This is a genomic window from Romboutsia hominis, from assembly GCF_900002575.1.
Classification (GTDB): domain Bacteria; phylum Bacillota; class Clostridia; order Peptostreptococcales; family Peptostreptococcaceae; genus Romboutsia_C; species Romboutsia_C hominis.
Map to the genome: position 1 here is coordinate 352,166 of NZ_LN650648.1, position 26,640 is coordinate 378,805.

Below are 26,640 nucleotides of genomic sequence, written 5' to 3' on the forward strand. Positions count from 1 at the left end.
ATGCAACTTTTTATAAATGAGCTACTTGTAAATATTGATGAAGATATAGTTACAGTAGATAAAGTTAAAGAAAAATATAAAAAAGATGCAGATATAATAATACTAAATGGTCATCCAGTAGATGCATATGTAGATTTAGAATTATATGAAAATGATAGAGTTACATTAATAAAAAGGGGTGAAATTCCAAAATTTGAAGAATTAGAAAATCTTATGGTTAGCAGACATACTCCAAATGTTCACTACAAATTAAAAAATGGAAAAGTAGCAATATTAGGTATTGGTGGATTGGGTTCAAATATAGCTATATCTTTAGCTAGAATAGGCGTAGGAACATTAATACTAGCAGACTTTGATATAGTAGAACCATCTAATTTAAATAGACAACAATATTTTATAAATGATATAGGAAAATATAAAACCGAGGCACTTAAAAATAATATAGAAAATATTAATCCATTTATAGAAGTTGAAACTATAAACAAAATAATAGATTCATCAAATATACATGAATTTGGGAACGTAGATATAATAATAGAGGCTTTTGATAATCCAAAGTACAAAGCAGAAATTGCAAATAACATTTTAACTAAAATGAGAGATAAATATTTAATATCCTCATCTGGAGTGGCAGGATATTATGATTCTAACATAATAAAAACAAGAAAAATCAGAGATAAATTTTACATATGTGGAGATGAGATAAATGAAGCTAAAGAAGGTGATGGGCTTATGGCACCAAGGGTGGCTATATGTGCTAATCACATGGCTAATTTAGCAACAAAAATATTGATAGAAGACAAATAAGATTATGTGGGGGATAAAAATGGATAAATTAATATTAAACGGACATGAGTTTAATAGTAGACTTTTAATAGGAACGGGAAAATATAGTTCAAATGATATGTTACCAAGAGTAATAGAGTCAAGTAACAGTGAAATAATAACTATGGCACTAAGAAGAGTAGACTTAGACAATACAGAAGAAAATATACTATCACATATACCTAGCAATATGACAATACTTCCTAATACATCAGGAGCGACTAATCATATGGAAGCTGTTAGGATAGCAAGAATAGCTAGAAAAATGGGATGTGGAAACTTTATAAAAATAGAAGTAATAAGTGATACAAAATACTTATTACCCGATAATGAAGAAACTATAAAAGCAACTAAAATACTTGCTGATGAAGGATTTGTAGTTCTTCCATATATGAGTCCAGATCTATATGCAGGCAAAAGGCTAATAGAAGCAGGGGCAGCAGCAGTTATGCCACTTGGGGCACCAATAGGTTCTAATAGAGGGCTTAAAATGAAAGAAATGATAAAAATAATGATAGAAGAATTAGATATACCAATAATAGTAGATGCAGGAATTGGAAAACCATCTCAGGCTATGGAAGCTATGGAAATGGGGGCAGCAGCAGTACTTGTAAACACTGCAATAGCTAGTGCAGGCGACCCTATAAAAATGGCGAATGCTTTCAAATTAGCAGTTGAAGGTGGAAGAGAAGCATATTTAGCTAAAACAGGAAGAGTAAGCAATTTTGCAAATGCATCTTCACCTCTTACTGGATTTTTAAGTGAAGTAGGTGTTTAATTTGAGTTTTTATAATGTTATAGAAAAGTATAAAGATATTGATATAGATAAATATCTAGAAAATGTATCAAATTATGATGTTTTAAGAAGTTTAGAAAAGGATAATTTAGATGAATATGATTTATTAAATTTATTATCGAAAAAAGCCACTAAATACCTGGAAGAAATGGCACAAAAAGCACACGAGATAACTAATAGATATTTTGGAAAGACTATACTTTTGTATACTCCTATGTATATAGCAAACTATTGTGTAAATAAATGTCTATACTGTGGATATAATATAGATTCTGGAATAAGTAGAAAAAAGCTCAACATTAATGAAATTAAAATAGAAGGAAATGAAATATCTAAAGAGGGATTTAAGCATTTGTTGCTTTTAACTGGAGAAAGTAAGATTCATTCAGACGTAGAGTATATAGGTGAAGCTGTAGAAGTTCTTAAAGATAAATTTCCATCTATTACAATAGAAGTTTATCCAATGGATGAAGAAGAGTATAAATATTTAGTAGATAAAGGCGTTGAAGGGCTTACTGTATACCAAGAAGTATATGATGAAAATATTTATAAAGAGGTACATTTAAAAGGTCCAAAATCTAATTATAAATATAGATTAGACTCACCAGAAAGAGGAATAAAAGCTGGAATGAGAAGTGTATCAATAGGTTCGTTACTTGGTCTTAATGATTTTAGAAAAGAAACTTTTTTTACATTAATGCATGGAAGATATTTAAGAAAAAAATATCCACATGTAGACGTTTCATACTCAATACCTAGAATAAGACCATTTAAGGGATGTTATGAAAAAATAATTGATATCAATGATAATGATTTAGTACAAGCTATGGTTGTTATGAGATTATTTGATAATCAAGGTGGTATAAATTTATCGACTAGAGAAAGCTTATCATTGCGAAGAAATTTAATACCTTTGGGAGTTACAAAATTAAGTGCAGGTGTATCAACAAATGTAGGAGGGCATTCTCAAAATAGTAAAGATACATCTCAATTTAAAATTAGTGATGAAAGTAGTGTTAGTGATATAAAAGCCATGTTAAAAGATATTGGATACCAACAAATATTTAAAGATTGGGAAAGGTTTTAATGTATCTAATAACGAATAGGCATCTATGCAAATATGATAGGTATATTGAAGTTATAAAAGAAGCATCTTATTGTGGCGTTAAAAATATAATACTAAGAGAAAAAGATCTGAGTAATGATGAGCTAGAAAATTTATATCTTAAGATTAAAAAAAATATAAATAAAGATACTAAGATAATAATAAATAGCAATATAGAAGTATTTAAAAGAGTTGATGCCGACGGTATACATTTACCATTTGATAAGTTTATAGATATTTATGATGAAAAAAATAAAAAAGATACAAATGAGTATATAGATATCAAAAACTTTAATAAAATATTAGGAGTATCAACTCATAGTATAAAAGATATAGTAGAAGTACTAAAAAGAAATGCAGATTATATATTTTTATCACACATATATGAAACTAAATGTAAGGAAAACTTAAAACCTAAAGGAATTGAAATATTAAAAGAGGCCAATTCTTTACTTACTAATTCAAATATAAATTTAATTGCATTAGGTGGAATAACACCTAGCAATGTCAAATACATAGTAGATTATTGTGATGATATAGCTGTTATGTCTAACCTAATGAGTAGTAAAAATATAAAAAAAACAATAAATGAATATAATATAGATTAAAAGTTAGCGTCTAAAATAATTTTTATTATTTTAGACGCTAACTTTTATTATAAATAGGTATTTTTATGTATTTTACTATTTAAAATAGTTACAATCTTTGATCTAGTAAAGGATTAGAATTTAAAGTTAATACCATTTAAATCATGAGTTTTATTTAGATAAATTAACTTTTATTGAGATTTTTATTACATAATCATCATATTCTTGAACTGCTAAATCATCAAGTATTATATCTTCATAGAAATGACCTTGAACAGACAGATTATTTTCTTCTATAAACTTTAAAATCTTATTATAAGTAATGCTAGTGTTATAATAACTACCCCTATGATATGCAACAATGTACAATCCCTTAGCTTTAGTAAAATTAGAATATTCTTTATTAGGAAGTTTATTATATATATATTTATAATCTAAGTAATTACCATTAGCTATATCACTGTATTCAAGCATTTCACCTAAAAAATGGGGGTAAGCTATACCTCTATCTTCACAACGACCTATATGAGCAGAAAAAGCCTCATAAACTTCTTTATCTGTAGAACAATTAAAAACTTTTGAAATAAATATGTATTCTTCTTGTAATGGTAAAATGCTGACTTTATCTGTATAATTATTAATAAAATCTTTGGAGTATTCAATTTTTCTATCAATAAAGAGTTTTATCTGGTTTAACTTATCTATTTTATTGATTACATTTATACGTTCCTTTTCTAGTAAATTAATTAATTCATTGGGATTTCTCTTACTTAAGTATTCTTTTATTTCTTTTAAAGGCATACCAATATCCTTTAGCATTGTTATAGCTCCAAACGTTTCTATTTGTTGATAAGAATAATATCTATAATTATTATCTCCTTTTATTTCAGGAGAAAAAATTCCAACTTGATCGTAATGATAAAGAGTTTGCTTACTAGTTTTGCAAAGCTTAGCAAATTCTCCAGTAGTAAAATGTATATTCTTATTAATTTTCATATAAAACACTCCAGATAATATAATAGTTTAATTATAAATATAACACAAAATGTTTAAGATTAAACTAATTAGCATTAATTTATGATAGTCTCCAATTCAAAAGTAAATACTATAAAAATAATAAAATTTTTATAATAGGAAGATATGGAAAGTGTAAGGGAAGTTTTAACAAATGGAAATTTTACTTATTAGTAAAAATTAAATTAAAATTTTTTAAGGAAAATATAAGTATTTTATATCCACAAATGGATATTAATTAAAAAAAAGAAGATAAGTAGATTTTATTGCAAAAATTATGGTGTATTTGATTTTGTATAATGAACAAACTAATGTTAAATAGATTATAAAAAGGAGTGAAGGTAGTGGAAGATAATAATTCTTTTATGGATGGATTAAGAAATTTGGGAAAGCAACTACTTTACACAGAAAGTGAGAATACAAATACTGATAGAGAGAATATAACAGAAATAAACAGTAATGGGAATAAAAGATGTATAACTAGAGCAGGCGCAGGGCCTAAAAGTCATAATAGAGTAGGTAACCCAAATAATAAATTTAGATAAATAATAAAATAATATCATTATGGAGGTAGTAATATGAAAAAAGGATTAATACCAGTAGCTTTAGGAACAGTAGTAACAGCAACAGGATTGATGTTAGATGCTAAGCAAAATAAAAAAGAGAAGTTCAATAGAAAAGATTATAAAAATATGGCAGGTGCACTTCTAGTGGGAGCAGGAGTTGCTCATATTGCCTTAGGTGGAATAGACATAGCTAAATATTAAAATAAGAGGAGATTATTCATTCTCCTCTTATTTTATATTATATTTAGAAATCACTATTATTAGGTGCTTGTCATATAAATGAAAACAAGTCGTTAATATATGTAAGAGCTTATTTTTGTTTTTGAAGATAAAAATTTAAATTAATAATTATTAATAAATAAAAAAATATTGACAATGATAATAATTATCAATACAATAAAAGTAAGTTGAAAATTAATTTCAAGAGATATGTGTTTTCATATAAGGTTATAGCTAGGAGGAAAGATGAAGAAAAGATACTTAGGAATAATATTGATAATATTATCTGCAATATCAGTATTTTTAGGAGTACATAACATAAAGATAGTAGATATATTAACTTTAAATGAAGAACAATTAAATATTTTATTAATAAGCAGATTGCCTAGATTAATAAGTATATTAGTTGCAGGAATAGGAATGAGTATATGCGGTCTTATAATGCAACAAATAAGTAGAAATAAATTTGTATCTCCAACAACAGGAGCTACTATTGATTCAGCTCAATTAGGACTGATATTTGCGATGCTAATTCTACCAAATGCAACTATGGGTAGCAAAATGATAACATCTTTTGTATTTGCTCTTGGTGGGACCTTTATATTCATGAAAATATTAAAAAGTTTAAAGTTTAAAAATGCTGTGTTTGTACCGTTAGTTGGTATAATGTTTGGAAATATAATAGGTTCAATGACGACTTTTATAGCATATAAATATGATTTAATGCAAGATATAACTTCTTGGATGCAAGGAAATTTCTCTATGATACTTAAAGGAAACTATGAAATATTATACATAACAATACCAATGATAATACTTGCATATATTTATGCAAATAAATTTACTATAGCTGGTATGGGTGAAGATTTTGCGACAAACCTAGGACTTAATTACAATAAAGTTGTGAACTTAGGGTTAATTATCGTAGCAATAGTTACAGTATGTGTAGTAACAACAGTAGGAAGTATACCTTTTATAGGATTAATAGTACCAAATATAGTATCAATTTATAAAGGTGATAATGTAAAAGATAGTATATGGCATACAGGGTTATTTGGAGCAATATTTGTGTTAACATGTGATATATTCTCAAGGATTGTAATATATCCTTATGAAATACCAATAGGATTAACAGTTGGTGTTATAGGAAGTATAGTTTTCCTTTATATGATATTAAGGAGGAAGTCATATGCAAGTTAGTAGTGTAAATAAATTACCTAGTAAAAATATAAATATTAGATTACAAAAAGAAAACAGGCAAAAAAGAATTATATATTTAATAGGATTAATGGTTATTGCATTTTCAGCACTATTCTTAATAGCAGGGGTAAATCCAGAACATATAGATTATGCTATGAGCCAAAGAATACCTAAGTTAATAGCAATAGTATTAACAGGTGGATGTATAGCTTTTTCATCCATGATTTTTCAAACCATAACTAATAATAATATACTTACACCAAGTGTATTAGGTTTAGATTCTTTATACATATTAGTTCAGACGCTTATAGTATTTATTGTTGGAATAGATAGCAAATTTATAGCAAGTAAAAGTCATAACTTTTTATTATCAGTAGTAATAATGGTTGTAGCATCTTTTGTTTTATATAAGAAACTTTTTGAAAAAAGTGGGAATAATATATTTTTCTTACTTCTTGTAGGGATGATATTTGGAACTTTGTTTAAAAGTATGTCTACTTTCATGCAAGTTGTAATAGACCCAAATGAGTATGCTACTCTTCAAAATAGCCTACATGCAAGTTTTGGGAATGTAAATACAGAAATACTTTTAATAGCATCCATAATTTTAATAGCAATAATACCATTTATATATGATGAACTTAAGTATTTAGATGTATTATGTTTAGGTAAAGATAATGCCATAAATTTAGGTGTGGATTATGATAAAGTTGTTAAAAAGATGATAATAGTAGTATCTATATTAGTATCAATATCTACAGCTTTAGTAGGTCCAATAACTTTCTTAGGACTATTAGTAGTAAATATAACAAAGCAACTGCTAAGCACATATAAGCACAGTTACTTAATAGTAGCATCAATTCTTATAAGCGTGTCAACATTAGTTGGTGGGCAATTCTTAGTAGAAAGAGTATTTAGCTTTAATACAACTCTAAGTGTAATTATAAACTTTGTAGGGGGAGTATATTTCATATACTTATTGCTAAAGGAGAGTAAAGCATAATGATAGTAGTAAAAGATATAATAAAAAAATATTCAAATAAGTCAGTAGTTGATAATGTTTCAATAAATATAGAAAAAGGAAAAATAACATCCTTTATAGGCCCAAATGGAGCTGGAAAAAGTACTGCCTTATCTATAATAACTAGGTTAATGAAAAAAGATGGAGGAGAAGTTATTATAGATGGAAAGAGATTAGAAGATTGGGATAATAAAGAATTATCTACTAAAATAGCTATATTAAAACAATCTAATCATATAAATCTAAAGCTTACAATAAGGGAACTTGTTGCTTTTGGAAGGTTTCCATATAGCCAGGGAAGGCTTACAGAAGAAGATAATAAATATATAGATGAAGCAATAGAATATATGAAGCTTAAAAGTATAGAAGATAGATACTTAGATGAATTAAGTGGAGGACAAAGACAAAGAGCTTACATAGCAATGGTTATAGCTCAAAATACAGAATATGTATTTTTAGATGAACCACTTAATAATTTAGACATGAAGCACTCAGTTGAAATGATGAGGGTACTTAGAAATTTATGTGATGAGCTAGGAAAGACTGTAATTTTAGTTATGCATGATATAAATTATACATCTTGTTATTCAGATTACATAGTAGCACTTAAAGATGGAAAAATAGCAAAGCATGGAAAGACTGATGAGATAATAAATAAAAAAGTATTAGAAGAAATATATGAGATGAAATTTGATATCCAAGAGATAAATGGAGATAAAATTTGTATTTATTTCTAAAAAATTTAAAGTTTTAATGATAAAGATAATTAATATAAAATAGTAAAAATTATTAGGAGGACGTATTATGAATAAAAAAGTAGCAGCTATATCAGGTTTAGTTATAGCAGGATTAATAGGAGGGGCATTAGTATTTTCAAATAAAGGCAATAAAGAAGTTGCATCTAAAGCAGATGAAACAGTTAAGGTAGAGCATGCCTTAGGAACTACAGAGGTAGGAGTTAATCCTAAGAGAGTGGTAGTGTTTGACTATGCAGCATTAGATGCAATGCAAAGTTTAGGTATAGATGGTGTAGTAGGAACTCCGCAATCATCTTCGATACCAGAATATTTAAGTGAATACAAAGGGTCTAAATACGGAAATGTTGGAGGCTTAAAAGAACCAAATTTAGAAAAGGTAAATGAACTTAAGCCAGACTTAATAATAATAAATGGAAGACAACATAGTTTCTATGATAAGTTTACGGAAATAGCACCAACTATATCATTATCAAAAGAAGATGGGAAGTACATGGAATCTTTTACTCACAATATGGAGGTTATAGGAGATATATTTGATAAAGAAGATAAGGTAGATGCTGAGTTAGCTAAGATAAATAAAAAAGTAGAAGAAATAAATAAGAAAGTAACAGAAAAAGATTTAGATGCAACAACTTTAATGGTTAGTGATGGATCATTAAGTGTACTTGGATCAGAATCAAGATTTGGGATAATATATAAGAGTTTAGGATTTAAAGAGACAGATGAGAATGTGAAAAATTCTGACCATGGACAAGATGTTTCATTTGAATATATAGCAAGTCAAGATTCAGATTATATATTTGTTGTTGATAAGTCAGTTATATCTAGTGATGAAGGTCAAAAGCCAGCACAGGAAATATTAAATAATGAATTAATAAATAATACTAGGGCAGCTAAAGATGGAAATATAGTTTATTTAGATACTCATTCATGGTATTTAAGTGATGGTGGAATAATATCTACAAATACTATGCTAGATGAGGTAGATGAAGCAATAAGCAAATAATAATTCACGTATAATACAAATAAATGTAACTTACTAAAAGTTGTATGAGGATGGGTTTAATTCTTATACAACTTTTGTTCTTTAGTAACTATTATACAAGTTATATTATTTGTAAGAATAATATAGATATCATTTACTTATAGATAAATTAGAAATATAATTATGTGGAGTGCATAAAATCTTTGAAATATAAAATGGTTTTAAAATATTATATACAATGTATAAATATATTGAAAGATGGAGGTAGACAATGATAAAAGAATTCATAAAATATTACAAACCTTATAAAAAATTGTTTGTACTTGATTTACTAGCTGCTTTCACAGTGGCACTATGTGACTTAGTTTATCCAATGATAACTAGAAGTATAATGGATGATGTTGTACCAAATAAAGATACAAGAATGTTAGTTGTATTTGCAATATCTCTATTAGTTATATTTATTATAAAAGCAGGATTAAACTATTTTATGCAATACTGGGGGCATGTAGTAGGTGTAAGGATGCAAGCTGATATGAGAAGCTATGTATTTACTCATCTTCAAAAACTTCCAAGTTCTTATTTTAATAATAATAAAACAGGTGTTATAATGTCTAGAATAATAAATGACCTTATGGAGATATCTGAATTGGCTCATCATGGACCAGAAGACTTATTCATATCTATTGTCATGTTGGTTGGTTCATTCTTTATATTATTAGGAATAAATATAGAGCTTACACTAATAGTTTTTGCTATATTACCTATAATACTTTTATATGCTATAACTCAAAGAAAGAGAATGAATAAGGCATTTAAAGAAACTAGAGTAAAAACTGGTGATGTAAATGCTACTTTAGAAAATAGTATAGCAGGTATGAAAGTTACTAAATCATTCTGTACCCAAGAAGAAGAATTAGAAAAATTTAATAAATCTAATAACATATTTAAATACGCAAGAGAAAGTGCATATAAAGTTATGGCACAATATTTTTCGGGAATGTTTTTATTTATAGATTTATTAGAGTTAGTTGTTTTAATAGTAGCAGGATATTTTACTTATATGAATCGTATAACGTTAGGTGATTTCGCAGCATATCTTTTATATGTAAAAATGTTTATACAGCCAATTAGAAAATTAATAAACTTTACTGAGCAATACCAAAATGGTATGACAGGATTTGAAAGATTTATGGAAATAATAAATGAAGAAACAGAAAAGGAAGCTAAAAACCCAATAGAACTTAATGGTGTAAAAGGTAATATAGAAATAGAAAATGTATCTTTTACATATGAAGATGAAAATCAAGTTTTAGATAATTTAAATTTATCTATAGAAGCTGGAAAAACAATAGCCTTAGTTGGTCCATCAGGTGGAGGTAAAACAACTTTATGTAATCTTATACCTAGGTTTTTTGATTTTGATGAAGGTAGCATAAAGATAGATGGAATAAATATTAAAGACGTAAGCCTAGATTCCCTAAGAAAAAATATAGGGGTTGTAGCACAAGATGTATTTTTATTTACAGGAACTATAAGAGATAATATTGTAATAGGAAAAACTGGTGCTACTGATGAAGAAATAGTAGAGGCTTGTAAAAAGGCTAAAATACATGATTTTATACAAACTCTTCCTAAAGGTTATGATACATATATAGGAGAAAGAGGAGTTAAGTTATCAGGAGGACAAAAACAAAGAATTTCTATAGCTAGAATATTTTTAAAAAATCCTCCAATAATGATACTAGATGAGGCTACATCAGCACTTGATAATGTCACAGAATATGAAATACAAAAATCTTTAGAAGAGCTAAGTAAAGATAGAACAAATTTAGTTGTGGCACATAGATTATCAACTATAAAAAATGCAGATGAGATAGTAGTATTAACGGAAAAAGGTATAGAAGAGAGAGGAACTCATAAGGAACTTATAGAAAAAGGTGGAGTTTACTCAAAACTTCATAGAAAATAGTAAGTTATATAACAAAAAGATGATTCTAACTTTAGAATCATCTTTTGTTTTTATAAATCAACCCAAGTTGATTTACCTGTATATATAAACTCTGTATGTCTACACTTAGGACAGACGTAAATTTTAAACATTAAATGCTCCTCTACATCAAAGATAGCTTTAAAAAATCCACGGTCAGCCTCTTGAGAATCAAATCTATATTCTTTTAAAAATTCAAGACTTGTGTCACATCTTAAACAGTTCATAAAATATTCCCCCTTAATAAACAAGTAAGTAATATAATTGTAAGATATATTTAGACAAATTTGGTTGCAATATGGTTACATATACCTAAATTAGACAATAAGAAATATTAGAAAGTTATAGAATCTTACAAAAGTGTAATGAAAATGAAAGACAAATGAATATGTAGATTTTTGGATTTAGTATAAAATACATATATAAGAAATCTAAGGAGGTTATTAAATGAATAATATATTAAAAGTTGAAAATATAGAAAAATACTATGGAAATAAAGACAATATAACAAAGGCAATTGATAATATAAGTTTTAGAGTAGATGAAGGAGAATTTGTTGGTATAATGGGTCCTTCAGGAAGTGGTAAGACAACTCTACTAAACTGTATATCGACAATAGACAATGTATCTACAGGAAATATAATAATAAATGGTCAAAATATAACGAATTTAAAATCAAAAAAACTAGATAAGTTTAGACAAAATGAATTAGGATTTATATTTCAGGACTTTAATCTTTTAGATACTTTAACAAATTATGAAAATATAGCATTAGCTCTTACTATAAAAGGAGAGAAGCCATCTAATATAGACTCTAAAGTAAAAGAAGTAGCAAAATATCTAGAAATAGAAAAAGCATTAAATAAATATCCATACCAAATATCAGGAGGACAAAAGCAAAGAGTAGCATCAGCAAGAGCGATTGTTACAAATCCATCACTTGTACTTGCAGATGAACCTACAGGAGCATTAGATTCAAAATCAGCAAGATTATTACTTGAAAGATTTGAAAGTTTAAATGAAGACTTAAAAACAACAATACTTATGGTTACACATGATGCCTTTACTGCAAGTTATGCTCATAGAATCTTATTTATAAAAGATGGAAAAATATTTAGTGAGTTAGTAAGAGGTAGTGATACTAGAAAAGAATTTTTCAACAGAATAATAGAAGTTATAACCCTTCTTGGAGGTGATGACAACGATGTATTCTAAGATAGCAATAGGAAATGTAAAAAAGAGTTTTAAAGATTATGCTATATATTTTTTAACACTAACTTTAGCTGTAAGTATATTCTATAGTTTTAACTCAATAGAATCTCAAAAAGCTATTTTAGAGATGAACAATTCAACAATGGGATTTGTAGATACACTATCTAAGATTATAGGTGGAATATCTGTATTTGTATCATTTATATTAGGTAGTTTAATAGTATATGCAAATAATTTTTTAATCAAAAAACGTAAAAAAGAGCTTGGAATATATATGACTTTAGGTATGGGTAAAGGAAAAATATCTAAAATACTAATTTTAGAAACACTTATAGTTGGGGTAATATCATTAGCAAGTGGGCTTATATTAGGACTAATAATGAGTCAAGGGTTATCATTATTTACATCTAAATTATTTGAAGTAAATATGAGTGAGTATAAATTTATTTTTTCTACAAGTGCAATAATCAAAACCATAATATACTTTGGAATAATATTTTTAATTGTTATGGCATTTAATGTAATTGTAATATCTAGATACAAGATAATAGATTTATTAACTGCAGGGAAAAAGAATGAAAATATAAGATTTAAAAATCCAATTATATACCTAATAACATTTATCTTATGCTTAATTTCAATAGGAACTGCATATAAGCTAATATTAGATGCTAAACTTAATATTGAAGATATAAGATTTTCAATGTCAATAGGACTTGGTGTGGTTGGTACATTCTTATTTTTCTATAGTTTAGCTGGATTTGGATTATATATATTTAAAAATAGTAAAAATATTTATTTTAGAGGATTAAATATTTTTATAACAAAGCAAATAAATAGCAAAGTTAATACAAACTTTATATCAATGTCTATTATATGTCTAATGTTATTTTTAACTATGGGAATGTTATCAACTGGAATAGGGTTTAAAAATGCATTAGAAAAAGGACTTGAGAAAACAACACCATTTGATGCTAGTGCGAGAGTATTTGCAAATGAAGATGATAAAATTAAAAGTATAAAAGATGCTTTAAATAATTTAGGATTTAAATTTAATGATAAAGACAAATATTTATACTATAATACATATGACTCAGGATTTGAGATAAAGAATCTAAATAAAGGTTTAGATAAGGAAAATCAAAAGAATTTAGACAAGATAGAGGACATAGGTGCTGATTTTATAAAAATATCAGAATACAATGACATAAGAAAGCTAGAGGGTAAAAAAAGTATAAGCTTAGGTAAGAATGAAGTTTTAATTATGTCAAATAATAATATGGCTAGCAAAATAATAAATAACTTTTTAGAAAATAATAAAGAGATAAAAATAGATAAAAAAAATTATAAGGTTAAAAATGAAAAGGCTATAGAGGACTCTCTTCATACAACTGCTTTAGCTGACAATATGTTTACTATAGTAGTTAATGATGATTTAACAAACAAACTTCAAGTTAGAGAATCTTATTTAAATGTGAATTTTGGAGAAAATAGCAAGAACTCAGAAGAAAAACTATCTAAATTATTTGATGATTTTAAAAATGGTAAGATTGACTATAAAAATTCAGCATTTATCTACGGAGAAACTAAGGTTCAAGTATATGCAGAAAGTAAAGGTATGACAACAATTATGTTATTTATAGGTATATACCTAGGAATAATATTCTTAATATCTAGTATGGCAGTATTAGCATTACAACAGTTATCAGAAGCAAGTGATAGTATAGAAAGATATAAATCACTAAGAAGAATAGGTGCAAATGATAAAATGATAAATAAGAGTATATTTATACAAACATTAATATATTTTAGTTTACCAATAGTACTTGCATTTATACATTCTATAGTTGGTATAAAAGTATCAAATGAGTTTATAGCTATGTATGGTAAGCCAGATATAGGATTATCATCTTTAGTAACTGCGTTAATATTTGTGTTTATATATGTTGGATATTTCTATGCAACTTATACTGGATATAAAAATATAGTCAAAAATTCATAATATAAAAATAAGCTAGATACAATATATGTATCTAGCTTGTTTTGTATATTAAAAAAGTATTTGTTTAATGTGGAACTTGTAGTAACTTAAAATATTAAACTAAAAAAGGAGCTATTAGAAATCTAATATAGCTCCTTTTTTAATTATTTACTTTAATCTTTCATCATCTTCATCTACATATTCTAATATGTCTCCAGGTTGACAGTTTAGTATTTTACATATTGAATCTAATGTAGTAAATCTTACAGCTTTGGCTTTATTATTTTTTAATATAGATAGATTAGCCATAGTTATACCAAGTTCCTTTGAAAGTTCGGTAGAACTAATCTTTCTTTTAGCCATCATAACATCTAAATTTACAAGAATTGGCATAAAATATTCCTCACTAAATTGTTTTATCATTTTCATCTTTTATCTTTGTAGCTGTCTCAAATAATTGAGATAAAGTAAGACATAATAATCCTATAACTAGGCAGATAAAAGTAACTACTATAATTGCTGGAATTATAAGAGTGTCATTAAATGGACTTACAAAGTATTTTAGATACAACATGCATACAGCAAATATAATAATCTCACTAAAAGAACATATAGATATAGTTTTTAGAGCTTTTGAGCTGGCCATAGTAAAAGGTATATTCTTTATAATTAATCTACAAAGCTTTTTTAATTTAAATAAAGATATCATATAAGGTATAAAACATAAGTATACGCAAATTGATACATTAATCATTATTGGGTTAAGTTCTGACACAGGTACTTGTGTTTTACATAAAGCTATACTTATCATTGGTGTAGCTAGGAGTAAAACACCTGTAATAAATATTCCTATTAATATAATAACATTTAATATTTTAGAATTTAAGCTTTTTATCATTTTTATTTACCTCTCTTAAAAAATATATATTATACACCTATAATAAATATGTAATTATCGTTTGTCAATAAAAAAACATAATATTACAATAATGTAATGTACAAAAAAACTGTAGATAGCAAAAGGCTTTTCTACAGCTTTGATTTTATTCTATATTTTCTCCGAAATTTTCGCTTATTATTCGCGTATAACTTATAGATTTTGATATTCTGTCTAATATTTCTTCTTTTTTATCTAATACTATATCTTTTCTATCATTCCAAAGTGTATCAAATAAATTATTACACATATTTTTGAAATCATTATCACTTATTATAAAGTAATCATTTTGTCCTGAATTAGGATGTACTTTTGTAAACTTTAAATTCTTAGATAAATATAAAGATGGATTCTCTTTTTCTCTAAAATCATCAACAAAATCTCCATCAACTAATCGTATTTCAACATCATTAGATTCCATTAATATTTTTTCTATATATTCAATATGTCTTTCCCTTTCTTTGAATGTAAGAGTTACTGGTATATTGAAAAAGTGTAAGCAACCTGAAGACATATACTTTCTAAGTTCTGATTCATATATAAGTACTTTAAGATTAGATTTATAAGTAACATTATGAAGGAATACATTTATCTTTTTTAGCTCATTTATAATTTTTTTATTATCTCCAAAAACTCTTTCGGCAATCTCCATGAATAAATCCGGAGGCATAAAGAATTCATTAATAGAACCTAAAAGACATCTTAAATCATTGTTCATTATATATTGTATATAAGTTTGATTTTCTATCATAGAGGTACAATCTCTTTTGTCGTATAAAAGTTTTCCTTTATTTTTTAAAGTATACTTTATATTTGCATAAAAATCTTCTACTAATTTTCTGTCTTTAGAGGTTGTGGTAAACATACATTCACCTTCTTCAAAGAATAGATTTGTAGATAAGAATTTATTTTTAATTGCAAATATTGCAGTATTGGAATTTATACTACAGTTGTATAACTTAAAATTAAGTGAAGTAGATGTTGAAATTAAGTTTATAGCAAGGAGTGTATTAATAACGTCCTCATCTTCATAGTCATTAAGACCGATTAAAAAACTCGCTTTAACATTAACTTTTTTACTTAATTCATTTAAAAAAGCTTTCAAATTAGATAGTGTTAATTTATCTTTATGGTTTAGATAAAGTAAATTTACAGAAATCAGTACTTCTAAATCTTCATCTTTATCAGCATAAAAGCTCAATTCTTTAAAAAAGGTTTTATAAATTATGCCTGGATTAACTAAAGAAGTACTATTATAATATTCCTCTGAATGCGTAGTTTTAGGCATGGATTTTACCTGAGTATTGTTTACATTGACAGTATCCATATAAACTTCTTTGAGCTTAGTTTCTATATATTCTCCAATGAATTCATTACTGCTATCAGAAGATATTTCAAAATAATCTATTAAATTATCTAATGTATCGTCATTTAAAGACTCCATAATAAAGTCTGATATATTTTTACATATTTCATTTATTCTTTTTGAGCTTGGAAGATGTTTAGAAAGAATCCACTTATTTACATAAGAAACATCATAGCCTACATACTTTGCCAAACTACTTTTCTTTTGATTTGATAAGTATAGTAGATTCTCTAATAAACTTCCAAAAGTAATGGTTTTCAAGTTATATTCCCCCCAATAATTCGTTTTATGTCAGCTTTTAAATTATATTATATCACTTACTAAGGTATATTATAAGAGTTCGAAATAGATTGAAATATAATAAAATAGAAGCAATTTGAAGAAAGTTTTTTCAATGAAAAATGCAGAGGCATATAAAAAATGCCTTATATCCTTAAGTTTCGTTATTATTCGTAAAAGTAAGTAGATGATACGTGTTATTATATAAGCATAGACAATGAAAAATACGTTTTCTCAACAAGGGAATACGAAATATACTAAAATTACGGTAAGGAAAAACTAGAAAATTTCTAGGCAATAAAATTAGGAGGATATATGGGCAATTTAAAGAGTAACAAAATAGCAAAGGGATGGATGATAGTAATAGCATGTATGCTTATACAAGCAATACCATTTGGTGTAGCATCAAATATTCAGCCATTATTTATACATCCAGTAACAACAGATAAGGGGTTTAGTCTGAGTTCATTCTCATTAATATTTACAATAGGAACAATAGTATCAGCAGTAGCATCTCCATTTATAGGTGCGCTTTACGGGAAGATAAATGCTAAATTAATATATATAGTAGGATGTTTATTATCTGGTGGAGGATTTATGTTATTCTCTATGTGTACAGAGTTATGGCAATTCTACTTAGTAGCAGGAATAGTTAATATAGGAACATCAGCTATATCAGCTATAGGAGTTCCACTTTTAATAAACTCATGGTTTGATGAAAGTACAAAAGGAAAGGCAATGGGAATTGCTTTTGCTGGAGGATCTATAGGTAATATATTCCTTCAACAAATGGCTATATACTCAATAGCATCTAATGGATATTCTAAAGCTTATTTCTTGTTTGGGGTATTATCTTTAGCTGTTGGTATACCAGTCGCATTATTAATGATAAGAATGCCTAAAAATAAAGATGAGATAGTAGTAGGAAATAAAAAATTAGATAAGGCAGAAGATAAAAAGAAAGAAAAAGTAGATTTAGCATATACATTAAAAGAAGTACAGAAGATAAAATATTTTTGGATGATGGCAATAGGATTTTTATTTGTAGGAATATATGTATCTGCATATTCAGTACAATATGCTGCATATTTCCAAGGAGAGTTAAAGTTAAATCCTAGTGTTGTAGCAATGTCAGGTTCAATATTTGCAATTACATCATTATGTGGAAACGTAGTTGGTGGTATATTATTTGATAAAATAGGTGTTATGAAGTGCTTAGTAATATCATCAGTAGCAGTATTTGTGTCAGGAATATTCTTGACTATGTCTGGAACATCTCCAATATTTGCATATGCATTCTCTGCTATAAAAGGTATAGCTGTTTATATGTATATGATGGGACCAGCATATCTTACAGGTTCATTCTTTGGAAGAAAAGAATATGGTAGTATATTAGGTATGATAAACTTAGTATTTGCACTTGGATTCTCAGGAGGATCAGCTATATTTGGTTTATTTACAGATAAGTTTGGTTATAACACTGCATGGATGGGTATATTAGCTTGTGTTGCAGCAGCATACATATTACTTATAATAGCATCTAGAGGAATGAATAATCTAAACAAAGATAGAAGACAAAGATTAGAAGATGAAAAGGAAATTAAAATAGCTTAATAAAAAGTCGCCTTTAATTAAAGGCGACTTTTTAATTTATTTCATTAGAAATGACCATATTCTCAAAGAAATTTTACAAAATGAAGGAATAGAGATAAGTGTGTAAGGTAAATATTAAAAAATGACTATACATGATGGTATTATGCAAAAAGAGTTTGAATTAATCTAATATATATAATAATATCTTAATATGGACATAAAAATATGAGATGATAGGTGTGAATGAATGGAAGAACTAATAAAATCAATTGATGAAATAACTAAAGATGAAGTTATTAAAGTAGTTATAAGTAATAAAAAAAATAAAGATATAAAATACAATAAAATAAATATAGTTTTAAAAGAAAAAAACAATAAAGAATACTATCAAATAGAAAAGTATACGGATAAACAAGTTTTTCATGAGAATATAGAAAAAGATGAGCTAAATACTAAATTATTAGAGTATATAGGCGATAACTATAAACAATTAGCAGCATGGACTATATCTAAAACTTTTGATCTAAAAGTATCTAAAAAAGGTAAAATATTTTTAGGAAAAAAAAATAGTGATAACTCAAATATGGTAAACAAGAGCCATAATAAAGAGAAAAACTATATATTAAAAGAAGGAATGATAATACAACCACTTATAGACTTAGGAGTATTTACTAAGGAAGGGAAGGTTGTTAAATCAAAATATGATAAATATAAGCAAATAAATAGATTTATAGAGATTATTGATGATGAAATTAAGAAGAATAACTATAAAGAACTTACTATATTAGACTTTGGATGTGGAAAATCTTATTTAACATTTGTCTTATATTATTATTTTGTAGAGATAAAAAAAATAGATGTAAAAATGATAGGTCTAGATTTAAAAGCTGATGTCATTAAAAAGTGTAATGATATAGCTAAAAAGTACAATTATGATAATTTAAGCTTTGAATTAGGAGATATAAATGGATATAGATTTACAGATAAGGTAGATATGGTAATAACACTTCATGCATGTGATACGGCTACTGATTATGCTCTATATAATGCTATAAAGTGGAATACAAAGATGATATTCTCAGTTCCTTGTTGTCAACACGAGTTTAATAGTCAAATGAAGTCAGATGAATTTTCTCTACTTACAAAGTATGGGATAATCCAAGAAAGAATGGCTGCACTTATGACAGATGCTGTAAGAGCAAATTTACTTGAAAGTATAGGGTATAAAACTCAATTACTAGAATTTATAGATATAGCCCACTCACCTAAGAATATATTAATAAGAGCGGCTAAGGGAAAAGTGTCTAAAGAGAAGAGAGAAAAAGCATTAAATGAAGTAAATAATTTAATAAGTGAATTTAACTTTAAGCCGACATTATACAAACTTTTAAAAGATGATAAATTAATATAATAAATCTTTATAATTATAAGGGTTATTTATATGTGTGATAAAGTCACAGAAATATGTAGTAAAGTATGGTAACATATATTCATGAACTAAAGTACTTAAGGAGTGATAGTATGATAAGACCATCAGAATACCATAGTCAAGGGTATACTTGTGCAGAAGCATTAATAAAAGCATATAACGAAGAACATAATACAGACATACCTGTTGCACTAGGTAGTGGTATGGGAGTTGGCATGACAGTAGGAAGTATATGTGGTGCTGTAAATGCAGGTATAGTAGTTATAGGATTTATAAAAGGAAGAGAAAATAATACAGAGGCTAATATAGCTAGAAAATATTCAAATAAGTTGATGAAAAAAGTTAGAGAAAAATATAATTCTGAAATATGTGTAGACTTAAAGAAAAATAAAGTTGGATGTGATGAAATAATAAACTTTACTTATGATGCTATAAATGAGCTACTTGCGGAGGAAATGTAAAAATACAAATTAATAACTATTAAATATAAATAAATTTTACCAAGATATAAAATTTTGAAAAATTGATTTAACAGTTATTAAAGGTAATAAATATACTATTAATATATTTTACGCTAGAAATAGTATGTATTAATTTAATAAGGATTAAAGAGGCAATTTTGGAGGGAAAAAATGGGAAAAATAATTAATAGCACTAATTTTGAACAAGAAGTAAATGATGGAGTTGTAGTGGTTGATTTCTTCGCTACTTGGTGTGGACCTTGTAAAATGCTAGCTCCTATATTTGAGCAACTTAGCGTTGAAATGAAAGATGACGCTAAATTTGTTAAGGTAGACATAGATAAAAGTCTTGAAATAGCTAGAAAATATATGATATCTAGTGTTCCTACAATGATGATTTTTAAAGATGGAAAGCCTGTAGATACTATGGTTGGATTTATGCAAAAGGAATCTATAAAGAGCAAAGTAGAATCACATATATAATAAAAATGGATGCCTAAAAGTTTAGGTATCCATTTTTATTGTATTAAGAAATTGATTAAATAAAACAAATATATAAATTATATTATAAAAATGAGAAAAATATAAAATTTATTTTATAGGATGTTTAAAAATAATTAATTAAAAAATACATAAAAATAAAATTTTACATAAAAAAGAAATTATAATATGGTAAAAAATGTAGAAATATATTATATTATTAATAGTCACCGACAGGAACGGACATAGAAGGACACAACCACAATTTATATCATAAGAATAAATTAATTTACTCAGATTATTTTTAAATGATGAATAATATAAGAGTAAATCTAATGACATGGAAAATACTATCCCCCCTGAATAGTATTAAAAAAGCTTAAGACTGCATATGCAGTCTATTTTTTTACAAAAAATTAGCTTGCATATTGAGAGGATATATATAGGAAGTTAAGATAAAAGAATTAGTAAAACACAAAAAATGGTATTGATTTAATTAAAACAATACCATTTTTAATTTATTGATATTTACAGATATACTATTATATATGTAGTGCAGGCATTTTCTATAATGATTAGCTATTAAATATAAATAGTTTTTATAAAATTTATTAAAGATTATAATTAAATGAACTAATAAGGTTATCTAACTTGAATTTAGGATATATAGGTTTCGAATTGCACATAGAACGTAATATTAAGTAATGCTTATATTCATTACTATCAGATTTAAAATATTTATTTATAGATATTTCTAACATGTCTTCTTTATCACTAAAATTCATATATTTTAAATAAGAGTCCTTTAAATTAGGGTAATCTAAAGTAAGAGAATAAAACTTTCTTTCTACTATTTTCAAATCTTCTATAAGTTTATATGTTCGATTATTTATTTCTTGATTTAAAAAATCACAATCTCTAGAACTATTAGTTAAATCTGACATAATTTCATACTGGATATGCTTGATTTTTTTATTTAACATAAGGGATAAGCAAAATAGTTCACCTAGTTCTTTTTCTTTTTCAAATTCTCCTTTTAACAAAAGCCTTATAGATGGCAAATCTTTTTTTGAAAATATTTTAAGCTGTCTTCCTTTACCAAATACTATTTTTAATGGAAATTTTAAGTTATCAGGGCTTATAGACTGAGTTAAAATTCCATCTTCTACAATATAAAATTCTTCCCCTTGGTAAATAGCAAAGTTTTTACTGTAATTATAATAAAGTGTTTTTGTTGGGACTTGATCTCCAAACTCAAACTCTTTTAAATTTATGTTAGATCTTATGACTTTACCATCGTCATTTACTGTAGGATAATAAAAACAATCAAATCTCATAAAGTTTATTCCCCCTAATACATAAATTATATATCTATAATAATTATAGTCCTTATATGATGTTTTGTAATTAAGTAATGTAAAATATTTAAATAAATACAACTGTATAGTAAATACAATAAGATAAGTAATACTATATACTTGTGTAGAAAAATGTAAAATTATGTAATATAATGAAAGAGTTAAAAAATACAGATAAAGAGAGGGCAATATGACATATATAAAGAAGTTAAATATTTTTAAAGTGTTAGTAGTATTAATAATGATATTATCTATAAATACTATTAAAATATTTGCTCAAACAAGTCTGAAATTTAGGAACATAACGATTGAGCAGGGATTGTCGCAAGGTACTATAGAAGATTTGTATCAAGATAGCAAGGGATACATATGGATAGGAACTCAAGATGGTTTAAATAGGTATAATGGATATGAGTTTAAACAATATAGACATAATGAAAAATCTAAAAACTCAATAGTAAGTAATAATATTATAAAGATAAAGGAAGATAAGGAAAATAATATATGGGTAGGAACTATAGATGGAGTAAGTAAGATTTCTAAAAATGGAAAGATAAAAAACTACAAACAAGGTAGTAAAAATGGGAATATTTCTGATGACAATGTTTGTGATATACTAGTAACTTCTGATGGAAAAGTTTTAGTTGGTACTACAAATGGACTAAATATATACAATGAGGACAAGGATAGATTTGAAAGAATATTATCGAAAGAATCTGATTTAACAGATCAATTTATTTATTGCTTAGATGAAGATAAGAATAAAAATATATGGATAGGGACTAGTGATGGATTAAATAAAATAAATACAAAAAATAAAAATATAGATAAGATATATCTGACAAAGGATAAGAAACCTAATGAAAAAGATACAATATATGGACTTTATATGGATAAAGAAGGATATGTATGGATAGGAACTATGAAAAATGGTTTATTAAAAATAGATATTAATACAAATAAGATAAAGTTGCATAAAGTAAGTAAACAAAATAAAGAATTAGACTTTGTAAAAAATATATTAAAGGATAGTGAAGGAAATATATGGGTATGTACTGATGATGGATTATTAGAGCTATCTGAGGATGGAAATCATGAAGAATTGTATAAAAATAAACCTTATGATAGTCATAGTTTAATTAGCAATAGTACAAGGTGTATTATGCAAGATAAAAATGGTTTAATTTGGGTAGGTACATACACAGGTATAAGCATATTTGATCCTAAAAATAGAGTGACTCAGTATCAAAGTGATCCTTATGACAAAAACTCTTTGAGTAGCAGTGTAATTCATGGAATATATGAAGATAAAGACGGCTTAATTTGGGTAGGTACAAGATCTGAAGGCGCAAATATAATTAATAGAAAAAAAGGCATAATAAGGCAAATAGAAAAAGGAATATTAACTGATGATAGAATTAGATATATAACAGGTAAAGATGATGATATATGGATTGGAACAAATAGTGGATTAAATAGGATAAATAAAAAAACAAAGAAAATAAAGTATTACACTTTAGATAATGGATTATTAGATAATTATATAAGAACCATTTATATCGATGGAGAATATGTATTTGTAGCCACAAGGGGTGGAGTTAATGTAATTAATTCTAAAACCAATGAAATAAGTAATATAAATGATTTGCTAGAAAGATATAAAATTCCTAAAGACTATATATCTTGTATTTATAAAGATAGGGAAGGTATTTATTGGTTAGGTACATCCACTGAAGGCGGTTTAATAAGCATAAATTCTAAAACTAAAAAAGTAAAAATATACAACAAAAAAGATGGATTAAGCACTAATGAAATAAGGAATGTAGTTGAAGATAATAAAAAGAATTTATGGATAGCCACTAATTATGGTTTAAATAAATTAAACAAAGAGACTGGAAAAATAATACATTTTACAGAACAAGAAGGCTTGCCTAATAATACGATATATGGTGTAGTTCTTGATTATGAAAATAATCCTTGGATGAGTACAAATAATGGGATTTCTAAATTCGATGTAAAAAATAATAAATTTATAAATTTAAATGTTACAGATGGACTTCAAGGTAATGAGTTTAATGCTAATGCTTGCTTTAAAAACTCTAAAGGAGAGATCTTATTTGGAGGGATTAATGGATTAAATATAATTAATCCAAAAAATTTAGTAACATCAAAAGATATATCTAGAGTAATGATTGATGATATATCAGTTAATGGAGTTGTGTTTGAAGAGGGAAAAAATTTAAACTTTAAAAGTGATGAAAATACTATAGAGATAAAATTCTTCTTACCAGATTATAAAAATACTCAAAGAATACAATATGTATATAAGTTAGAAGGGAGTAAGGATAGTTGGCATACCATAAAGGATAATAAAGTAACATATACAAATTTAAGTCCAGGAGATTATAAGTTTGTGGTAAAAGCTATAAATAATGATGGTGTAATGAGCGAAAAAACTAGTATAAACTTTAAGATAAATCCACCATGGTGGAGAAGTAAAGAAGCAATAGTTATTTATGCACTTATTATAATAGCCATTATTGTCCACAATCAAAGAAAAATGAAAAGGCTAGACAAATTAGTAGGAGAAAGAACAGAAGAACTACGAGAAGAGATGGAAAAAAATAAAGTTCTTTTTGATAAGGTTATTGAACTTGAAAAAAATAAAAATAATTATTTTATAAACTTATCTCATGAATTAAGAACACCATTAAATCTTATACGTAGCACAGAGCAGCTAATAACAGGGCTTAATAATCGTGGAAAGCAAATATCAAGTGAAAAAATAGAATATTATATGAGTATTTTAAGAAAAAATTCAAATCGATTATTAAGGCTTATTAATAATATTATTGATACATCAAAAATAGAAAATGGGAACTATATACTTAATATAAACGAGCATGATATAGTCTACTTAGTAGAGGAAAGTGCATTAAGCTTGAGCAATTTAGCTAATGATAAGGGAATTGAATTGATAGTAGACCCTTATATAGAAGAAAAAACAATACTATGTGATTCATATGATATTGATAGATGTATAGTAAACTTAGTAAATAATGCTATAAAGTTTACAGATGAAGGTGGAAAGGTAGAAGTTATAATTAAAGAAGTTGGAACAAACGTACAGATAGAAATATCTGATACAGGAGTAGGAATAGAAGAAAAATATCATCATTCTATATTTAATAGATTTAACCAAGTGATAGATGAATATGGTGAATCAAAACAAGGTAGTGGACTAGGTCTTACTATAACAAAACATATTATCAATTTACATAAAGGTGAAATATATGTAGAAAGTGACTTAGGGAAAGGAACTAAATTTACAATAATATTACCAGAAAATATGTACAAAAATAACTAGCTTATAGCTAGTTATTTTTGTTACATAGATTGATTAAATACCATAAGAAATGTCAAAGATAGTATTAACAATTAATTTAGGGGGTATATAGAATGGTTTTAAGTAGAGAGAATATAATAGAGGGGCTAATAGATTTAAAAAATGAAAGAGAAAATGAAAGTAAAAAAATAATAATAAACATAAAGGAAATAGTAGAGAGTCAAAATATAGATGATATGGAAAAGTTAAAGTTGATTAATAATGAATTAGGTAAAATGCTAGTTATATAATAAAACTATACACAAAAATAATTTAATATAGTTAGCATTATAGTAAGCTAAATTAGTTTATATACAAATTTTTTTATTATTATATAGGAGACTTAGAATTGATACTAGCTTAATAAAAGTTATATAAATACAAAGTAAATTTAATATTATAAGAATATATTATTAATAACACACGAATAAGCATAAAATGTTAAGGAGTAATTATATATTTAAGAAATTTTTCTAAAATTGTTAGTTAAATTTTCCACTATATTTATGTTAATTTGTGGATAGATTATTATATTTTTTAAATAATTACATATGTTTAGATACTAGTGTAACATTAAAATTAGGTTAATATATTTATTTAAATCAATAAATAAATTATAATAAATAAAAAGATATATGGAGGGGAATCTATGAATTTTAAATTTTGCCACAATAACTTTAATGTATTAAATCTTGAGAAAAGTCTTGAGTTTTATGAAAAAGCATTAGGTCTTAAAGAAGTAAGAAGAAAAGAAGCTGAAGACGGAAGTTTCATATTAGTTTATTTAGGTGATGGAGAAAGTGATTATACGCTAGAATTAACTTGGTTAAGAGATTGGGATAGACCGTATAATTTAGGAGATAATGAATTCCATCTAGCTCTTAGAGTAGATGACTTTGATAAAGCTCACAAATTACATAAGGATATGGGATGTATATGTTTTGAGAATGAAGCTATGGGAATTTATTTTATAGCAGATCCAGATAATTACTGGATAGAAATACTTCCTCAAAATATGTAATTTGTTTAACTAGTTAAATAACATTTGAAACAGTATATAAAAAGTATTGTAGCTAATATAGCTAACAATACT

General features: G+C 26.1%; 26 protein-coding genes. 20 read left to right on the forward strand and 6 right to left on the reverse strand.

What is annotated here, in order from left to right:
* Genes thiF through FRIFI_RS01605 form a run of 4 tightly spaced genes read left to right on the forward strand, consistent with a single transcriptional unit; the run spans position 1 to position 3,334 of the window.
* Positions 1-807 carry a sulfur carrier protein ThiS adenylyltransferase ThiF gene (thiF, locus tag FRIFI_RS01590; RefSeq protein WP_166504822.1) on the forward strand — a complete coding sequence of 269 codons (807 nt, stop codon included), beginning with the start codon at positions 1-3 and terminating at the stop codon, positions 805-807.
* Between the two features lie 19 nt (positions 808-826).
* A complete protein-coding gene (locus FRIFI_RS01595) occupies positions 827-1,603 on the forward strand; it encodes a thiazole synthase (RefSeq protein ID WP_166504823.1) in 777 nt (258 codons plus the stop codon).
* Between the two features lies 1 nt (position 1,604).
* Complete coding sequence (gene thiH / locus FRIFI_RS01600) at positions 1,605-2,708, forward strand: 2-iminoacetate synthase ThiH (RefSeq protein ID WP_092922948.1); 1,104 nt, start codon at positions 1,605-1,607, stop codon at positions 2,706-2,708.
* Complete coding sequence (locus FRIFI_RS01605) at positions 2,708-3,334, forward strand: thiamine phosphate synthase (RefSeq protein ID WP_166504824.1); 627 nt, start codon at positions 2,708-2,710, stop codon at positions 3,332-3,334. The genes thiH and FRIFI_RS01605 overlap by 1 nt, the downstream gene beginning before the upstream one ends.
* A gap of 150 nt (positions 3,335-3,484) precedes the next feature.
* Here the strand turns inward: FRIFI_RS01605 and FRIFI_RS01610 are convergent, their stop codons facing one another.
* Positions 3,485-4,309 (reverse strand): MerR family transcriptional regulator, encoded by an 825-nt coding sequence (locus FRIFI_RS01610; protein ID WP_092922954.1) that lies wholly within the window; start codon positions 4,307-4,309, stop codon positions 3,485-3,487.
* A 362-nt stretch (positions 4,310-4,671) separates the two neighbouring features.
* Here FRIFI_RS01610 and FRIFI_RS01615 point away from each other — a divergent pair, with 362 nt between their 5' ends.
* From FRIFI_RS01615 to FRIFI_RS01645, 7 genes are all read left to right on the forward strand, one after another.
* Positions 4,672-4,872, forward strand: a complete 201-nt coding sequence (locus tag FRIFI_RS01615) for a hypothetical protein (RefSeq protein WP_166504825.1) — start codon at positions 4,672-4,674, stop codon at positions 4,870-4,872.
* 33 nt (positions 4,873-4,905) lie between these two features.
* Positions 4,906-5,094: a hypothetical protein gene (locus FRIFI_RS01620; RefSeq protein ID WP_092922961.1), complete on the forward strand. Its 189-nt coding sequence runs from the start codon at positions 4,906-4,908 to the stop codon at positions 5,092-5,094.
* A 264-nt stretch (positions 5,095-5,358) separates the two neighbouring features.
* Positions 5,359-6,312: an ABC transporter permease gene (locus FRIFI_RS01625; RefSeq protein WP_166504826.1), complete on the forward strand. Its 954-nt coding sequence runs from the start codon at positions 5,359-5,361 to the stop codon at positions 6,310-6,312.
* Positions 6,302-7,315 carry an iron chelate uptake ABC transporter family permease subunit gene (locus tag FRIFI_RS01630; RefSeq protein ID WP_330405550.1) on the forward strand — a complete coding sequence of 338 codons (1,014 nt, stop codon included), beginning with the start codon at positions 6,302-6,304 and terminating at the stop codon, positions 7,313-7,315. Before FRIFI_RS01625 ends, FRIFI_RS01630 begins: the two co-directional genes overlap by 11 nt.
* Positions 7,315-8,070 carry an iron ABC transporter ATP-binding protein gene (locus FRIFI_RS01635; RefSeq protein ID WP_166504827.1) on the forward strand — a complete coding sequence of 252 codons (756 nt, stop codon included), beginning with the start codon at positions 7,315-7,317 and terminating at the stop codon, positions 8,068-8,070. Before FRIFI_RS01630 ends, FRIFI_RS01635 begins: the two co-directional genes overlap by 1 nt.
* A 67-nt stretch (positions 8,071-8,137) precedes the next feature.
* Positions 8,138-9,097: a siderophore ABC transporter substrate-binding protein gene (locus tag FRIFI_RS01640; RefSeq protein ID WP_166504828.1), complete on the forward strand. Its 960-nt coding sequence runs from the start codon at positions 8,138-8,140 to the stop codon at positions 9,095-9,097.
* A 250-nt stretch (positions 9,098-9,347) separates the two neighbouring features.
* Positions 9,348-11,048 (forward strand): ABC transporter ATP-binding protein, encoded by a 1,701-nt coding sequence (locus FRIFI_RS01645; protein ID WP_092922976.1) that lies wholly within the window; start codon positions 9,348-9,350, stop codon positions 11,046-11,048.
* A gap of 50 nt (positions 11,049-11,098) precedes the next feature.
* Here FRIFI_RS01645 and FRIFI_RS01650 read toward each other — a convergent pair whose 3' ends face one another.
* Positions 11,099-11,293: a zinc ribbon domain-containing protein gene (locus tag FRIFI_RS01650; RefSeq protein ID WP_092922979.1), complete on the reverse strand. Its 195-nt coding sequence runs from the start codon at positions 11,291-11,293 to the stop codon at positions 11,099-11,101.
* Between the two features lie 220 nt (positions 11,294-11,513).
* Between FRIFI_RS01650 and FRIFI_RS01655 the strand changes: the two genes are divergently transcribed.
* The gene (locus tag FRIFI_RS01655) at positions 11,514-12,281 is read left to right on the forward strand and encodes an ABC transporter ATP-binding protein (protein WP_092922982.1); all 768 of its coding nucleotides are present in this window, start codon (positions 11,514-11,516) and stop codon (positions 12,279-12,281) included.
* Entirely contained in the window at positions 12,271-14,280 is a 2,010-nt protein-coding gene (locus FRIFI_RS01660) for an FtsX-like permease family protein (protein WP_166504829.1), read from the forward strand. Before FRIFI_RS01655 ends, FRIFI_RS01660 begins: the two co-directional genes overlap by 11 nt.
* 147 nt (positions 14,281-14,427) lie before the next feature.
* Here the strand turns inward: FRIFI_RS01660 and FRIFI_RS01665 are convergent, their stop codons facing one another.
* The 3 genes from FRIFI_RS01665 to FRIFI_RS01675 form a co-directional block, all read right to left on the reverse strand.
* A complete protein-coding gene (locus FRIFI_RS01665; protein ID WP_092923282.1) occupies positions 14,428-14,652 on the reverse strand; it encodes a helix-turn-helix domain-containing protein in 225 nt (74 codons plus the stop codon).
* Positions 14,653-14,665: 13 nt separating this feature from the next.
* A complete protein-coding gene (locus tag FRIFI_RS01670) occupies positions 14,666-15,157 on the reverse strand; it encodes a DUF2975 domain-containing protein (RefSeq protein WP_092922988.1) in 492 nt (163 codons plus the stop codon).
* Positions 15,158-15,302: 145 nt separating this feature from the next.
* Entirely contained in the window at positions 15,303-16,823 is a 1,521-nt protein-coding gene (locus FRIFI_RS01675; protein ID WP_092922991.1) for a hypothetical protein, read from the reverse strand.
* Positions 16,824-17,156: 333 nt separating this feature from the next.
* Between FRIFI_RS01675 and FRIFI_RS01680 the strand changes: the two genes are divergently transcribed.
* From FRIFI_RS01680 to trxA, 4 genes are all read left to right on the forward strand, one after another.
* Positions 17,157-18,455: a conjugated bile salt MFS transporter gene (locus FRIFI_RS01680; protein ID WP_092922994.1), complete on the forward strand. Its 1,299-nt coding sequence runs from the start codon at positions 17,157-17,159 to the stop codon at positions 18,453-18,455.
* Between the two features lie 226 nt (positions 18,456-18,681).
* Positions 18,682-19,845: a class I SAM-dependent methyltransferase gene (locus tag FRIFI_RS01685; RefSeq protein WP_092922997.1), complete on the forward strand. Its 1,164-nt coding sequence runs from the start codon at positions 18,682-18,684 to the stop codon at positions 19,843-19,845.
* Between the two features lie 110 nt (positions 19,846-19,955).
* Entirely contained in the window at positions 19,956-20,324 is a 369-nt protein-coding gene (locus FRIFI_RS01690; protein ID WP_092923000.1) for a C-GCAxxG-C-C family (seleno)protein, read from the forward strand.
* A gap of 171 nt (positions 20,325-20,495) precedes the next feature.
* On the forward strand, positions 20,496-20,807 hold the full coding sequence (trxA, locus tag FRIFI_RS01695; protein ID WP_166504830.1) for a thioredoxin: 312 nt from the start codon (positions 20,496-20,498) through the stop codon (positions 20,805-20,807).
* Positions 20,808-21,415: 608 nt separating this feature from the next.
* On the opposite strand, the gene FRIFI_RS01700 is transcribed toward trxA, so the two are convergent.
* Positions 21,416-22,141 carry a hypothetical protein gene (locus FRIFI_RS01700; RefSeq protein WP_092923006.1) on the reverse strand — a complete coding sequence of 242 codons (726 nt, stop codon included), beginning with the start codon at positions 22,139-22,141 and terminating at the stop codon, positions 21,416-21,418.
* Between the two features lie 211 nt (positions 22,142-22,352).
* Between FRIFI_RS01700 and FRIFI_RS01705 the strand changes: the two genes are divergently transcribed.
* The 3 genes from FRIFI_RS01705 to FRIFI_RS01715 all read left to right on the forward strand — a co-directional run bounded on the left by FRIFI_RS01705 (position 22,353) and on the right by FRIFI_RS01715 (position 26,568).
* The gene (locus FRIFI_RS01705; protein ID WP_166504831.1) at positions 22,353-25,529 is read left to right on the forward strand and encodes a ligand-binding sensor domain-containing protein; all 3,177 of its coding nucleotides are present in this window, start codon (positions 22,353-22,355) and stop codon (positions 25,527-25,529) included.
* Positions 25,530-25,621: 92 nt separating this feature from the next.
* Complete coding sequence (locus FRIFI_RS01710; protein ID WP_166504832.1) at positions 25,622-25,798, forward strand: hypothetical protein; 177 nt, start codon at positions 25,622-25,624, stop codon at positions 25,796-25,798.
* Positions 25,799-26,196: 398 nt separating this feature from the next.
* Complete coding sequence (locus tag FRIFI_RS01715; protein WP_166504833.1) at positions 26,197-26,568, forward strand: VOC family protein; 372 nt, start codon at positions 26,197-26,199, stop codon at positions 26,566-26,568.
* The last annotated feature ends 72 nt before the right edge of the window (positions 26,569-26,640 follow it).